The 14,472-nt window shown below is 74.5% G+C and carries 11 protein-coding genes; 8 read left to right on the top strand and 3 right to left on the bottom strand.

What is annotated here, in order from left to right; all coding sequences use genetic code 11:
• Positions 1–269: 269 nt before the first annotated feature.
• On the top strand, positions 270–890 hold the full coding sequence (locus tag ACIQBJ_RS00780; RefSeq protein ID WP_400701177.1) for a trimeric intracellular cation channel family protein: 621 nt from the start codon (positions 270–272) through the stop codon (positions 888–890).
• A 7-nt stretch (positions 891–897) separates the two neighbouring features.
• Here ACIQBJ_RS00780 and ACIQBJ_RS00775 read toward each other — a convergent pair whose 3' ends face one another.
• Both ACIQBJ_RS00775 and ACIQBJ_RS00770 read right to left on the bottom strand, forming a co-directional pair.
• The gene (locus ACIQBJ_RS00775) at positions 898–2,184 is read right to left on the bottom strand and encodes a M20 family metallopeptidase (protein WP_400701174.1); all 1,287 of its coding nucleotides are present in this window, start codon (positions 2,182–2,184) and stop codon (positions 898–900) included.
• Between the two features lie 142 nt (positions 2,185–2,326).
• Positions 2,327–3,106, bottom strand: a complete 780-nt coding sequence (locus ACIQBJ_RS00770; protein ID WP_400701171.1) for an NAD(P)H-dependent oxidoreductase — start codon at positions 3,104–3,106, stop codon at positions 2,327–2,329.
• A gap of 189 nt (positions 3,107–3,295) precedes the next feature.
• Here ACIQBJ_RS00770 and ACIQBJ_RS00765 point away from each other — a divergent pair, with 189 nt between their 5' ends.
• From ACIQBJ_RS00765 to ACIQBJ_RS00735, 7 genes are all read left to right on the top strand, one after another.
• Positions 3,296–4,183 carry a helix-turn-helix transcriptional regulator gene (locus ACIQBJ_RS00765; protein WP_400701168.1) on the top strand — a complete coding sequence of 296 codons (888 nt, stop codon included), beginning with the start codon at positions 3,296–3,298 and terminating at the stop codon, positions 4,181–4,183.
• A 53-nt stretch (positions 4,184–4,236) separates the two neighbouring features.
• Positions 4,237–6,102 carry a SpoIIE family protein phosphatase gene (locus ACIQBJ_RS00760; protein ID WP_400701165.1) on the top strand — a complete coding sequence of 622 codons (1,866 nt, stop codon included), beginning with the start codon at positions 4,237–4,239 and terminating at the stop codon, positions 6,100–6,102.
• A 121-nt stretch (positions 6,103–6,223) separates the two neighbouring features.
• Positions 6,224–7,336, top strand: coding sequence for a sugar ABC transporter substrate-binding protein (locus ACIQBJ_RS00755; protein ID WP_400701162.1), 1,113 nt, complete (start codon positions 6,224–6,226; stop codon positions 7,334–7,336).
• A 31-nt stretch (positions 7,337–7,367) separates the two neighbouring features.
• Positions 7,368–8,150, top strand: a complete 783-nt coding sequence (locus ACIQBJ_RS00750) for an ATP-binding cassette domain-containing protein (RefSeq protein ID WP_400701159.1) — start codon at positions 7,368–7,370, stop codon at positions 8,148–8,150.
• 89 nt (positions 8,151–8,239) lie between these two features.
• Entirely contained in the window at positions 8,240–9,508 is a 1,269-nt protein-coding gene (locus ACIQBJ_RS00745; RefSeq protein ID WP_400703421.1) for a sugar ABC transporter permease, read from the top strand.
• A 154-nt stretch (positions 9,509–9,662) separates the two neighbouring features.
• The gene (locus ACIQBJ_RS00740) at positions 9,663–11,405 is read left to right on the top strand and encodes a serine/threonine-protein kinase (RefSeq protein ID WP_400701156.1); all 1,743 of its coding nucleotides are present in this window, start codon (positions 9,663–9,665) and stop codon (positions 11,403–11,405) included.
• A gap of 83 nt (positions 11,406–11,488) precedes the next feature.
• Positions 11,489–12,250 (top strand): isocitrate lyase/phosphoenolpyruvate mutase family protein, encoded by a 762-nt coding sequence (locus tag ACIQBJ_RS00735; protein WP_400701153.1) that lies wholly within the window; start codon positions 11,489–11,491, stop codon positions 12,248–12,250.
• 7 nt (positions 12,251–12,257) lie between these two features.
• Here ACIQBJ_RS00735 and ACIQBJ_RS00730 read toward each other — a convergent pair whose 3' ends face one another.
• Positions 12,258–14,441: a germacradienol/geosmin synthase gene (locus ACIQBJ_RS00730; protein ID WP_400701150.1), complete on the bottom strand. Its 2,184-nt coding sequence runs from the start codon at positions 14,439–14,441 to the stop codon at positions 12,258–12,260.
• Positions 14,442–14,472: the final 31 nt, after the last annotated feature.

The raw sequence follows: 14,472 nt of genomic DNA, 5'->3' as shown, positions 1-14,472 counted from the left end.
GAACGGACGGCCCATGCTGGAGCCCCGCCCGGCCGCCCGCCTACTCCCGGATTGCCCTCTTCGGCCCGCCGTCCCGGTCGCCGGGGGAGCCCGGGGCCGGTGGGGCGGGGGCCGGGGGAGCCCGGCGCGTCCTGACGGCGGGCGGCGGTGCCTACGGTGGTCGGCATGCCACCGGCCTCCCTCGCCGCCGCCGACCTCTCCGCCGAGCTGACCGCCGCCACCCGCTACCTGGACCTGGCGGGCACCTGGGGTGCGCGGTACTCGGCGGCGTGGTCGCCCGGCAGGAGGGGCTGGACCTGTTCGGCTTCCTGTCGGTCGGCATCATCTCCGGCCTCGGCGGCGGCCTGCTGCGGGACGTACTGCTCCAGCACGGCACGCCCGCGGCGCTGACCGACTACGCCTACCTGACGGTCGCTCTGCTGGGCATCCTCGCCTCGTACCTGACCAAACTGGACCAGCCGCTCTGGAGCCGGGCGTTCACCGTGGTGGACGCGGCAGTGATCGGCTTCTGGTCGGTCGCGGGCGTCAACAAGACCCTGGAGGCCGGCCTGGGCCGGCTGCCCGCCGTGCTGCTCGGCACCCTGTCGGCCGTCGGCGGCGGCGCCCTGCGCGACGTCATCCTGGGCCGCCGCCCGGCCGTGTTCGGCGGCAACGGCCTGTACGCGACGGTGGCGCTGCTGGTGTCCGGGGTGACGGTGCTGTGCTGGTACACCGGCGTGCCCCAGCTCGGCACCGGCCTGGGCATCGCGCTGTCGCCGGCGCTCCGGCTGGCCGCGGTCCGGTTCGGCTGGTCGCTGCCCGGCGGGCGGGACCGGCACCCGGCCGCCCGGCTCGCCGAACTCCCCGAACACCTGCGCCCCGCCGGTGAGCACCGGCGGGGCCCATCCTGACGGTGCGTCAACTCCCGGGCAGGAGATCGCCGTTCAGGTGGTCGACGGCGACGTGGCAGTGCAGCCGCACGCCCGTGACCAGGGCCGCGTCCTCCAGGTAGAACTTCGGGTCGTGGTTCGGGACGAACCCGCGCCCGCCGGGCGTCGGCACCGGCCGGCCGTTCCCGTCCAGGGTGCCGTCCTGGGCGCCGAGCATCACGTACACGCCGCCGTACGCGTTGACGAACTCCGAGACGTCGTCGTACCCGAGGGTCGGCGTCGACTCGAACAGCCGGTCGCCGACCACCCGTTCGAAGGTCGGCAGCACGGCGTCCACCCACTCCCTGCGGTTGTGGACGGCCGGGACGTCCTGCAGGTAGGACACCTCGGCGGTGCAGCCGTACGCGGCGGCGGTCAGCTCGGCCAGCGTGGTCGGCCGCTTCTGCACCTCGCCCATGTCCTCCTCCGCCGCGCACCGGATCGTGCCCCACGGGGTGACCGTCCCCGGCACGATGTTGAACCGGCCGACGTCCTCGACGTGGCCGATCGTCACGGTGATCGGGTCGAACGCCGAGACCTGCCGGTACAGCTGGCCGACGCCCACCATGATCGAGCCCGCCGCGGGCACCGGGTCCACGCCCATCCACGGGGTGGAGCCGTGCACCTGCTCGCCCGACAGCACGATCTTGATCAGGCAGGAGGCGCCGAACTGGTTGCCGACCCGGTAGCCGACGTACCCCGTCGGCAGCGGGCCCAGGTGCATGCCGAAGGCCATCGTCGGCCGCGGGTCGTCGCAGGCGCCCTCCGCCAGCATCTCCTTGGCGCCCGACCGCTCGTCCACCGGCGCCCCCTCCTCGGCGGGCTGGAACACGAACAGCACCGTGCCCGGCAGCTCCGCGCGCACCCCCGCCAGCACGTTCGCCGCGCCCAGCAGCATCGCGGTGTGCCCGTCGTGGCCGCAGGCGTGCGCGACCGGGAACGGGCCGCCCGGGTGGTCCTGGTCCACCACCGTCGAGGCGAACGGCTCGCCGCTGTCCTCCTTCACCGGCAGCGCGTCGATGTCCGCCCGCAGCGCCACCACCCGCTCCCCGGGCCTCCCGCCGCGCAGCACCCCCACCACGCCGTGCCCCGAGATGCCGGTGCGCACCTCGTCCAGCCCCGGCGCCGTCGGCCGGTCCGCGATCAGCTCCGCCGTCGCCGCCTCCCGGTTGGACAGCTCCGGATGCTGGTGCAGGTGGTGCCGCCAGGCGATCACCTGCGACTCGACCGCCGCGCTCCGCTCGTCGATCTCCTGGTGAATGCCGTCGTCCGTCATCGTCCCGCTTCCTGCTGGGGGGCCGGCCTGCTCACTGCTGTGAACGCTGGGCAGCGGCCCGCGACCGCACTCCCCGGGCTGCGTCCCCCGGGTGACGGACGGTCGCCGACCCCGGCGCGGGGCCGGCCCGCCCGACGGTCCGTCAGCCGCGCACGTGCAGGCCGAAACCGGTCCGGCCGGCCGGCTCCAGCCCCTCCCGCAGGTGCAGGGAGGGGATCTCGTAGTCGCCGAAGTTCTGCCGCCGGAACGCGATCGGCTCGGTGGACTCCAGGGTGAGCAGCCGCTCCCGCCAGGCCGCGGTGATCCGCGGGTACTCCTCCTCGGTGGTCCGGTCGGTGCCGTGCAGCACGAACGGCGGCAGCACCTCCAGGCCCGGGTAGTACAGGACGCCGTGCTGGATCGGGAACAGCAGGTCGTCGATCGGCCCGTTGATCCCGCGCGCCGCGTAGTGCGACGCGGGCCCGCCCACCGTCACCGACAGCATGGCCCGGCGGCCCGCCAGGGTGCCCTCGCCGAAGCGCTCGCCGTACCGGGTGTCGCTGTGTTCCCCGACGCCGTACGCGAAGCGGTAGGTGAACACCCGGTCCACCCAGCCCTTGAGGATCGCGGGCATCGAGTACCACCAGAGCGGGAACTGCAGGATCACGGTGTCCGCCCACAGCAGCTTCTCCTGCTCGGCCCGGACGTCCGCGGTCAGCTCCCCGGCCGTGAAGGCCCGCCCCGAGTCCGCGGCCACCCGCAGCGGGCTGGAGGCGTGCGGGCCGTAGTCCGCGGCGTCCGCCGCCGCTTTCCAGCCCATCGCGTACAGGTCGCTCACCCGCACCTGGTGCCCGGCGCCCTCCAGGGTGGAGACCGCGAGGTCCTTCAACGAGCCGTTGAGCGACTTCGGCTCCGGGTGGGCGTGCACGATCAGCGTCTTCACGGGGGACTCCTTCGGTGCGGATGCGGTTCGAATGCGGTGCGGATGCGGTGCGGACCCGACGCCACCGATCCTGCGCGCCGCACCGCCCCGCGTTCAGGGGCGCCGCTTCCGTCGGACCGGGCTTCCTGGTACTGGCGGGGCCACCCACACCGGCCCCGCCGCCGCCCCGGCCCGGCGATACTCGGGGGCATGGACGATCTCGCGGGTTTCCTGCGCACCCGGCGCGCACGTGTCGACCCGGCCGCCGCCGGCATCCCCGTCAACGGCCACCGGCGGGTCGCCGGGCTGCGCCGCGAGGAGGTCGCGCACCTGTCCGGGGTCAGCGTCGACTACTACGTGCGGCTGGAGCAGGGCCGGGCGACCCAGCCCTCCGAGCAGGTGCTCGACGCGATCGCCCGGGTGCTCGGGCTGGACGACACCGAGTGCGGCCACCTGCACCGGCTGGCCCGGCAGCCCCGCCGCCGCGCCAAGGCCCCCGGCGGGCGGGTCCGGCCCGAGCAACTGCGGGTGCTCGACCTGGTCACCGGCGCCCCCGCGATGGTCATGAACCACCGGCTGGACGTGCTGGCGGGCAACCGCCTGGCGGGCCTGCTCTTCGGCCGGCCGCTGCCCGGCCTGAACGTCGCCCGCCACCTGTTCCTGGAGGAGGGCGAGCACGGCCTCTACGCGGACTGGGACACCTGCACCCACGACGTGGTCGGCCACCTCCGGCTGGCCGCGGGCAACCACCCCGACGACCCCCGACTCGCCTCCCTGGTCGGCGAGTTGGCGATGGGCAGCGAACGCTTCCGCCGCCTGTGGGCCCGCGCCGACGTGCGCGCCCGCACCCACGGCCGCAAGTCCTACCGGCACCCGCTGGTCGGCCCGCTCGACCTGCACCAGGAGAACTTCGCCCTCCCGGACGCCCCCGGCACCGAACTCCTGGTGCTCTCCGCCGCGCCCGGCACCCCCGCCGAGGACGGCCTGCGCCTGCTCGCGGGCCTGGGCACGGAGGCCGCGACCGGCCCGTCCACCGACCCGTCCGCAGCCCGGTCCGTCGACCCGTCCGCCGACCCGGCCCCGGCCGGGTACCGCTGAACGGGGGTGCCCCCGCGTGTCCCGCCGGTGCCCGTCGCGGGGCCGGTGCCAGGGTGGGGGGTCCGTGCCGCGTCGAGTGTGGAGGTGGGCCGGTGCCGGGGGTGCCGCTGTTGTCCCTGCGCGGGATCACCAAGTACCACGGCGCGGTCGGGGCGCTCGACGCGGTCGACCTGCGGGTCGAGCGCGGCCAGGTGGTCGGCCTGGTCGGCGACAGCGGCGCCGGCAAGAGCACCCTGGTCAAGGTGGTCTCCGGGGCCGGACCGGCCGACGCGGGCACCGTCGAGTGGCAGGGCCGCCCGGTCCTGCTGCGCCGCCCCGCCGACGCCCAGCGGCTCGGCATCGCCACCGTCTACCAGGACCAGTCGCTGGTCGACCGCCTCGACACCGTCGCCAACCTCTACCTGGGCCGCGAACTGCGCCGGTTCGGGACGCTGCGCGAGATCGAGATGGAGAAACGTTCCCGCGCGCTGCTGGAACGGCTCGCCATCGGCCTCCCCGACCTGCGCGTCCCGGTCGGCGCGCTCACCCTCGGCCAGCGCCAGACCGTCGCCATCGCCCGGGCCCTGCTCGCCGGACCCGACCTGGTCGTCCTGGACGAGCCGACCGCCGCGCTCACCGCCGAACAGGCCGCCCGGGTCCTCGAACTGATCCGCCGACTGCGCGACCAGGGCCACGGCCTGCTCGTGGTCAGCCACAACCTGGACGACGTGCAGGCCGTCGCCGACCGCGTCGCGGTGCTCCGGCTCGGCCGCAACAACGGCCTGTTCGAGGCCCGGTACACCAGCCAGGAGCAGCTCGCCGCCGCGATCGGCGGCGGCCACCCGCTCGCCGTCACCCTCCAGCGCAGCCTGCTGCCGCGCGACCTGCCCGCGCACGAGGCCGTCGAGGCCGCCCACCGCTACCTGCCCGCGCACGCCGGCGTCGGCGGCGACTGGTACGACGTCATCCCGCTGTCCGGCGCCCGGATCGCCCTGGTGGTCGGCGACGTGGTCGGCCACGGCCTGCACGCCGCCGCCACCATGGGCCGGCTGCGCACCGCCGTGCGCAACCTCGCCATGCTCGACCTGCCGCCCGACGAACTGCTCACCCACCTCGACGAGGTGGTCGGCCAGATCGACGAGGAGGAGTCGGCCGGCGGCCGGGAGGGCGCGATCATCGGCGCGACCTGCCTGTACGCCGTCTACGACCCGGTGTCCTGCCGCTGCCAACTCGCCCGCGCCGGGCACCTCCCGCTCGTCCTGGTCGACCCCGACGGCTCGGTCACCATCCCCGACACCCCGGCCGGCCCGCCGCTCGGCCTGCGCGGACTGCCCTTCACCACCGTCGAACTGGACATCCCCGAGGGCAGCCGGCTGGTCCTCTACACCGACGGCCTGGTGGAGTCCCGCACCGAGGACATCGACACCGGCCTGGACCGGCTGCGCGCCGCGCTGGCCCGCTCCGGCCCCACCCCCGAGCAGACCTGCCACGCCGTCATGGACGCGATGCTCCCCACCGATTCGGCCGACGACGTCGCCCTGCTGGTCGCCCGGACCCGGGCGCTGCCCGCCGACCGGATCGCCGAGTGGAACGTCCCCGCCGACCCCGCGGCCGTCGCCGCCGCCCGCGCCGCCGCCACCGCCCACCTGCGCCGCTGGGACCTCGCGGACCTGGTGCCGGGCACCGAACTGATCCTCAGCGAGCTGGTCACCAACGCGATCCGCTACGGCACCGGCCCGATCGGGGTCCGCCTGCTGCGCGCCCGGACCCTGATCTGCGAGGTCTCCGACACCAGCAGCACCTCGCCCCGGGTCCGGCTGGCCGCCGCCACCGACGAGGGCGGCCGCGGCCTCTTCCTGGTCGGCCAGGTCGCCCAGCGCTGGGGCACCCGGTACACCGCGGACGGCAAGGTCATCTGGGCCGAGCAGAAACTCCCCTGACGGCGTTTCAGCGCGCCCGGGGGCTCCGCGCCACCCGCACGGAGCAGTCCCGATCGTGGTGACCGCCGACGGTTCGCAGACTCGGTGACGGGGGCGGAACCCAAAGGAAGAGAGCGACTCCATGAACACCGGTCTCCGTCGGATCGCCGTGGTCGGCATCGCGGCCTCACTCGCCGCGGGGATGGCCGCCTGCGGCAGCGCCAAGCAGTCCTCCGGCTCCACCGGCTCCACCGGCTCGTCCGGGGGCGGCGGCGGGCCGGTGAAGATCGGCCTGCTGCTGCCGGAGTCGAAGACCACCCGGTACGAGCAGTTCGACCGCCCGCTGATCGAGGCGAAGATCAAGTCGCTGGTGCCGGACGCCCAGATCGACTACTACAACGCCAACCAGGACGCGACCCAGCAGCAGACCCAGGTCGACACCGCGCTCACCAAGGGCGACAAGGTGCTGATCCTGGACGCGGTGGACTCCAAGGCGATCCAGTCCTCGGTGCAGAAGGCGCACGACGCCGGCGTCAAGGTGATCGCCTACGACCGGCTCGCCCAGGGCCCGGTGGACGCCTACGTCTCCTTCGACAACCACAAGGTCGGCCAGCTCCAGGGCGAGGCCCTGGTCAAGGCGGTCGGCGACAAGGCGGGCAGCGGCCAGATCATCATGATCAACGGTTCGCCGACCGACCCGAACGCCGGCGACTTCAAGGCCGGCGCGCACTCCGCGATCGACGGCAAGCTGAAGGTCGGCAAGGAGTACGACACCCCGCAGTGGGACCCGAACACCGCCAACCAGGAGGCCGCCGCCGCGATCACCGCGATCGGCGGCGCCAACGTGGTCGGCGTCTACTCCGCCAACGACGGCATGGCGGCCGGCATCGCCACCGCCCTGAAGGCCGCCAACCTGAGCGTCCCGCTGACCGGCCAGGACGCCCAGCTCGACGCCGTGCAGCGGATCCTGGCGGGCACCCAGACGATGTCCATCTACAAGCCGTACAAGCCGGAGGCCGACGCGGCCGGCGCGATGGCCGTGCAGTTCGCCCAGGGCAAGGGCCTGGAGGCGTCGCTGAAGCCGACCACCGCCACCAACGGCAGCGGCACCAAGGTCGACTCGCTGCTGATCGCCCCGACCGTCCTCGCCAAGGACAACATCAAGACCACCGTGGTCGCCGACGGCCTCTACACCGTCCAGCAGATCTGCACCCCGGACTACGCCTCGGCCTGCCAGGCCGCCGGCCTCCAGTGACCGCCGCTCGACCACGGAGGAGGTGATCGCGGTGACGGGTGGGACCGTACTGGCCCTGCGCGGCGTCTCGAAGCGGTTCGGCGCCGTCCAGGCGCTCACCGACATCGAACTGGAGGTCCGGGCCGGCGAGGTGGTCGCGCTGGTCGGCGACAACGGTGCCGGCAAGTCGACCCTGGTCAAGACCATCGCCGGGGTCAACCAGCCGGACGAGGGCGTGATCGAGTGGCAGGGGCGGCCGGTCGCGATCCACCGGCCGCAGGACGCCCAGCAGCTGGGCATCGCCACCGTCTACCAGGACCTCGCGCTCTGCGACAACCTGGACGTGGTGGGCAACCTGTTCCTCGGCCGGGAGCTCAAGCAGTTCGGGCTGGTGCTCGACGAGGTCGCGATGGAGCAGCGCTCCCGGCAGTTGCTGGACAGCCTGTCGATCCGGATCCCCAGCGTGCGGATCCCGATCGCCTCGCTCTCCGGCGGCCAGCGCCAGGTGGTGGCGATCGCCCGCGCGCTGATCGGCTCGCCCGAGGTGGTGATCCTGGACGAGCCGACCGCCGCGCTCGGCGTCGAGCAGACCGCGCAGGTCCTCGACCTGGTGGAACGGCTGCGCGAGCAGAACCTCGGAGTGATCCTGATCAGCCACAACATGGCCGACGTGATGGCGGTCGCCGACACCGTGGCGGTGCTGCGGCTGGGCCGCAACAACGGCGTCTTCGACAAGCGGTCGACCAACCAGGAGCAGATCATCTCGGCCATCACCGGCGCCACGGACAACGCCGTGACCCGCCGGCGGGCCCGCGGAGAGGGAGGCAGCCAGTGAGCGACGACATTCCCGAACCCGGCGACCCGGGCCACGGGCCCGGGGGCAGCCACGCGAGCGGCCGCCGCCACCCGCTGCCCGAGGACAGCATGCCGACCGGCGGCGTCAACGCCCCCGTCCCGGTCGCCGCCGGGGCCGCCCCCGCCGTCGACCCCCGGCTGATCGTCCGGCAGGAGGGCCTCAAGGGCTACCTCACCGAGTTCCGGCGCCGGCTGACCAGCGGCGAACTGGGCTCGGCCCCCGTGGTGGTCGCGCTGATCATCATCTGGGCCGTCTTCGGCTCGCTGAACAGCAGCTTCCTGTCGGCGCAGAACCTGTCCAACCTGTCCCAGCAGATCGTCGGCACCGGCATGATCGCGGTCGGCGTGGTGTTCGTGCTGCTGCTCGGCGAGATCGACCTGTCGGTCGGCTCGGTCAGCGGCCTGTGTGCGGCGATCTTCGCGGTCATGAACGTCACCCACGGCGTCAACCAGTGGGTGGCGCTGCTGTCCGCGATCGTCGGCGGCGCCCTGGTCGGCCTGGTGCACGGCCTGTTCTTCGCCAAGATCGGCGTCCCCGCGTTCATCGTCACGCTGGCCGGCAACCTCGGCTGGAACGGCCTGATGCTGCAGGTCCTCGGCGCCAACGGCACCGTCAACATGTCCGGCAAGGACGTGGTCTCCCGGATGTACTCGACCATCTACGGGCAGCAGATCGCCGCCTACGGACTGGCCGCCGCCGGAACCCTGCTCTTCCTCGGCATGTCGCTGCTGGACACCCGGCGGCGGCGGGCCGCGAAGATCCCGTCCCGGACCACCTCCGACATCGTGATCCGCACCGCCGCGATCGCGGTGGTCGGCTTCGCCGCCGCGTACACCCTCAACCAGTACAAGGGCCTGCCGCTGGCGCTGCTGATCTTCCTGGCCTTCGTGGTGGCGCTGGAGTTCGTGCTGCGCCGCACCCCCTACGGGCGGAAGGTGTTCGCGCTCGGCGGGAACATCGAGGGCGCCCGGCGGGCCGGCATCAACGTGGCGTGGGTGCGGATCACGGTGTTCATGATCTGCTCCACCATGGCGGCGATCGGCGGCCTGTTCCTGGCCGCGCAGATCCAGTCGGCCTCGCAGACCTCCGGCGGCGGCAACCTGCTGATGAACGCCATCGCGGCGGCCGTCATCGGCGGCACCAGCCTGTTCGGCGGACGCGGCTCGACCTGGTCGGCGCTGCTGGGCGCGCTGGTGATCGGCTCGATCCAGTCCGGGATGAACATCCAGGGCCTGAGCAACGCCATCCAGTTCATGATCACCGGCGCGGTCCTGCTGGCCGCCGCCGTGGTCGACTCGCTGGCCCGCCGCACTCAGAAGTCCGCCGGCCGGGCCTGACCCCCCCCGCCCCGCCCGCACGGTCCCCCGACGGCCCCGCCGCCGGGGGACCGCGCCGTCCGCGGCCGGCACCGGCGACGGGCCCGCCGCAGCGCCGGGCGGACGGGGCGTCAGGCGGTGGTGCACGTACGGGCGTTCGATAGCATGCGCGTCCATGACACCGTACGGGGGAGCTGAAGGGGTCGGGTTCGACCCGGCCGGGGGCGGGGCCGAACCGCTGGACGCGGACGACCCCCGGGCGATCGGTCCGATCCCGCTGCTGGGGCGGCTCGGGGCGGGCGGCATGGGGCGGGTCTACCTGGGCGTGGTCGGCGGCCGGTACGCGGCCGTCAAGCAGCTGCTGCCGCAGTTCATCGAGGACCCGGACTTCCAGCGGCACTTCGGCCACGAGCTCGACAACCTGGCCCGGCTGCCCGCGGCGGCCACCGCGCCGCTGCTGGCCGCCGACCGGGAGGCCCGCCCGCCGTGGCTGGCCACCGCCTACGTCCCCGGCCTCACCCTGGACCGGGCCCTCGCCGTCAACGGCGGCCCGCTCGACGCCGCCCGGCTGTGGCTGCTGCTGCGCGAGGCGGCCACCGGCCTGCGGGCGGTGCACGAACTCGACATGATCCACCGGGACCTGAAGCCCTCCAACGTCATGCTCACCGTCGACGGCGCCACCCTCATCGACTTCGGCATCGCCCGGGCCGCCGACCAGAGCCGGCTCACCCGCACCGGCACCGTGCTCGGCACCCCCGCCTACATGGCCCCCGAACAGGCCGACCACAGCGGCCCCGCCACCTCGGCCGCCGACGTCTTCGCCCTCGGCTCGCTGATCGCCTACGCCGCCACCGGGCGCCCGCCCTTCGGCGAGGGCTCGGGCGTCGACATGCTCTACCGGATCGTCCACACCGCCCCCGACCTCGCCGCCCTGCAGGACCTCGACCCCGACCTCGCCGAGACCGTCGCCGCCTGCCTGGACAAGAACCCCGCCGCCCGCCCCACCGCCGACCGCCTGGTCCGCCTCGCCGCCGAACACGCCCCCGCGCCGGGCGCCGACTGGCCCGGACCGCTGACGGAACTGCTCCGGACCTGCGCCGCCTTCGCCGCCCGGCCCGCCACCGTCCCGTTCCCGGCCCCCGTCCCGGCGACCGAGCGGCGGACGCTCGCCCTGCGGCCCGCCGACCCCGGACCGCCACCCGCGCCCCGACGGCGCCGCCTCCTCGTCCCGCTGATCGTCCCGCTGGTCCTGGTCGCCGGGGCCACCGCCGGGGTCGAACTGCTGCCCCAACTGCTCTCCCCGCAGGGCGGCAAGGGCGCGACGCCCGCCCTCACGCCCGCCGCCGCGGGAACGCCCGGAGGGGGTGGCGCACCGGCCTCCGCGACCCCCTCCGGCAGCCCCACCGGCACCCCGGACCCCGGCCCCGCCACCACCGCCCCGCCCGCCACCGCCCCGCCCGCCGGGCCGAGCCCGGACGGCGGCGGGAGCGCCGGCAGCACCAGGACCGGCGGGAGCACCGGCACGGGTTCCACGGGTTCCACGGGTTCTTCGAAGGGCGGCAGCGGCGGCGGGAAGCCCGCGCCCGCCACCACCCCGCCCGCCCCCGCCCCGGCCCAGCCGACCCGCCCGCGCTGCGTCTACACCACCGCGACGACCTGCAGCAGCGACGACCCGACCGTCGAGGTCACCTCCTCCGGCGGCTGGACCAGCTGCACCTTCACCTTCACCACCAACTGGGGCGACGGCACCACCACCTACACCGACACCAACGGCACCGGCTCCACCGACGTCCGCAAGGTCTACGCCACCCACCACTACGCCGCCGCCGGCACCTACACCATCAACGTCCGGGCCGTCACCACCTCCGGGTGGTGCCTGGCCACCGGCTCCGTCCTCACCTTCACCCTCACGCCCTGACCACCGGACCGGCTCCCCCCCGGCGCCGGGGGGAGCTGACGTGTCGACACATGCCCCGCCGCCGTTCGGGGTAGCGTCCGGGCATGGACTTTCGAAGCACCGTCGAGCGCGCCCAGCGGCTCGGGGAACTGCACGCCGGACACCGGCCGCTCGTACTGCCCACCGTCTGGGACGCCTGGTCCGCGCGGACGGCCGCCGCCGCCGGATTCGCCGCCCTGACCGTCGGCAGCCACCCGCTGGCCGACTCCCGGGGCGCCGAGGACCACGAGGGACAGACCTTCGAGGAGGTGCTCGCCGCCGTCCGTCCGATCGTCGCGGCCGTCGACGTCCCCGTCTCGGTCGACCTCGAATCCGGCTACGGACAGACGCCCGCCGACCTGATCGCCGGCCTGGTCGAGGCCGGCGGCGTCGGCCTCAACGTCGAGGACACCCTGCACGCGGAGGGCGGCCGGCTGCGCAGCACCGAGGAGCACGCCGCCTACGTCGCCGGCCTGCGGGCCGCGGCCGACGACGCGGGCGTCCCGGTCTGGATCAACGGCCGCACCGACCTCTTCCTGCACGCCGAGAAGCCCGCCGACGTCCTCGACGAGGCGATCGAACGGCTGCTCGCCCTGGAACGGGCCGGCGCCGACAGCCTCTACCCCGTCCGCATCCAGGACGACGACGACCTGCTCACCGCGGTGATCGGCGCCGTCGGCGTCCCCGTCAACTCCACCGCCCACCCCGTCCGGCACGACCTCGAACGGTTCCGCCGCCTCGGCGTCGGCCGGATCAGCTACGGCCCGCTGCTCCAGTTCGCGCTCGCCGACGCGATGAAGACGATGATCGCCCCCTGGGCCCCCTGACCCGCCGTCAGCCCCGGCCCGGGAACGGGCCGGGGCGCCGCCAGCCCGGGACGGGCAGGCGGTGGGCCCGCAGGACGCGGTAGCGGTCCACCGACTCGTGCCAGCGGACCACCCCCGCGATGTAGTCGCGCAGCCGGCCCGCGTAGGCGAGCAGCAGCCCGCACTGGTCCGGCGGCAGCGCGAACCGGTCGAACAGCGCGGGCAGTTCGGCCGCGACGACGTGCTGGAACTCGTCGATCCTGGCGGCCCGCAACTCGTCGACGAGCCGGAACCCGCGCTCCCGGTCGCACCCGGTGAACTGCTGGAGCACCAGCACGCAGTTGGACACCTCGCCCTCGAACTCGATCTCCTTGCGGTAGGAGAACAGGTCGTTGGTGAGCGTGACGACGTCGACGGCGCAGTCGCCGAGCGCCCGCATCGGACGGCTGCGGAGCACCTCGTCCGGCAGGCGCGGACCCCGGGCGATCAGGCCGAGGTAGGTCAGCCCCGTCGTCAGGTCGCCCCCGAACGTCCGGCGGCGGAGTTCGAGGTAGTCGACCGGGTCGGGCACGTGCAGGCGGAGCTGGTTGTCCAACTCGCAGAGCCAGCTGTCCAGCATGTCCACCACGTACTGCCGCAGCACGGTCAGGGTCTCCCGGTCCAGCAGGGCGGCACTGCGCCGCCACACCGCCAGGAGCCCGCTCTCCAGCGGGTTGCGCGGCGCGGGGGGCGCGGCGCCGGGGTCGACGGACATCAGCCGCCCGCACCGGTGGACCTGCGCCACCGCGGTGCCCAGGTCCCGGTTGTGGCCGTACACGACGGGGAACCAGTCGTCGCCGAACGTCCCCCAGGTGAGCCAGCAGGCGGCCAGGTCGACCTCCTCGGCGGGCGCGTCCGGGCAGATCAGGGCAGCGCACAGGGCCAGGTCGGCGGCCTCGAACCGCTCCTGGTCCCAGACGCCGAAGCGGTCGTCGCCGTCGATCATCCCGGCCCCGGCCGTCCACACCCCCAGCCGCCGGCGGGCCCCGTCCAGGTGCGGGCTGATCCGGGTCGGGAAGGGCAGCCGCGCCGGGGGGACCGGGCCCGGCGCCACCGGCTTCCCGAGCAGGCGGGTGGCGTCGCGGCCGCCCCGCAGGTGGCGGCGGGCGGCGTCGCTGCCCGGCCCCGACGGCCCGGTCGGCACCACCCCGGTCCGGTGGACCCGGGTGTACCGGCCGGACCGGGCGTGCCAGGCGTGCCCGCCCGCCTGCCAGTCGACCAGGCCCTTGGTGTAGCGCAGGACGGCCGCGCGGTCGGCGGGCGCCACGCCGAGCAGGTCGAACAGGCGCGGCAGGTCCGTCACCGCGGTCCGCTCGAACGTCCGCAGCCGGGCCGTCAGCAGGTCGTTGCAGACCTCGGCGGCCTCCTGCACCGTGCAGCCGAGGAACCGCCGGGCCACCAGCACGCAGTTGGACAGCTCGCCCTCCTGCTCGACCTCGCGCCGGTACGAGAACAGGTCGTTGCGCAGGTGCACGCCGTCGGCGAAGGAGTCCCGCAGCACCTCCATCGGACGGGTCGCCGCGAGGGCCGCGGGCACCTCGGCCCGGACCGCGTGCTCGACCAGGTTGGCGGACCACGGCGCGCCGCCGACCTTGCGGCGCATCGCGATGTACTCCACCGGGTTGGCCACCCGGCCCTCGTTGATGTTGGCCAGCTCCCACAGGGACTCCTCCAGCAGGTGGTGGGTGCTCTCGCGGAACCGGCGCACCCAGTCCGCCGACATGCCGGGGACGGTGCGGCGCCACAGGTCGGCCAGGCCCGCCTCGACCGGGCCGACCGGCGCGGCGGCCGGGGACGGCGGATCGTCCGCGCCGGGCATCAGCCCGGCCAGCCGGTCGAGGTGGCGGCGCGCCCCCGCGGTGTCGCCGTGGCGCTTGAACGCCTCCAGGAAGTGGTCGTCGAAGTAGAACACCCACACGTACCAGTCGGTGACCAGGTCGAGTTCGCCCGCGTCGCAGTCGGGGTGGGTGTACGCGCACATCAGGGCGTAGTCGTGCGCCACCAGGTCGGCCTCGGTCCAGACGGCCGGCCCGCCCGGGCGGGCCGGCGAGTCGAGCATGCCCGTCCGGCGGGCCCAGGCCACGGTGTGCCGGTGGGCATCCGCCCCGTGCGGGTTCAGGCGCACCGGGTAGGGCAGGTGGAACGCCGGAAGGGTGAAGGACTGCGTGGACACGGGGCCTCCAGGGCGCTGGTGCGGGCGGCGG

Origin of the sequence: Kitasatospora sp. NPDC088391 (assembly GCF_044753345.1) — a bacterium.
GTDB lineage: Bacteria > Actinomycetota > Actinomycetes > Streptomycetales > Streptomycetaceae > Kitasatospora.
Note: the sequence above shows the minus strand (reverse complement) of the source record. Positions and strands in the feature narration are given on the sequence as shown.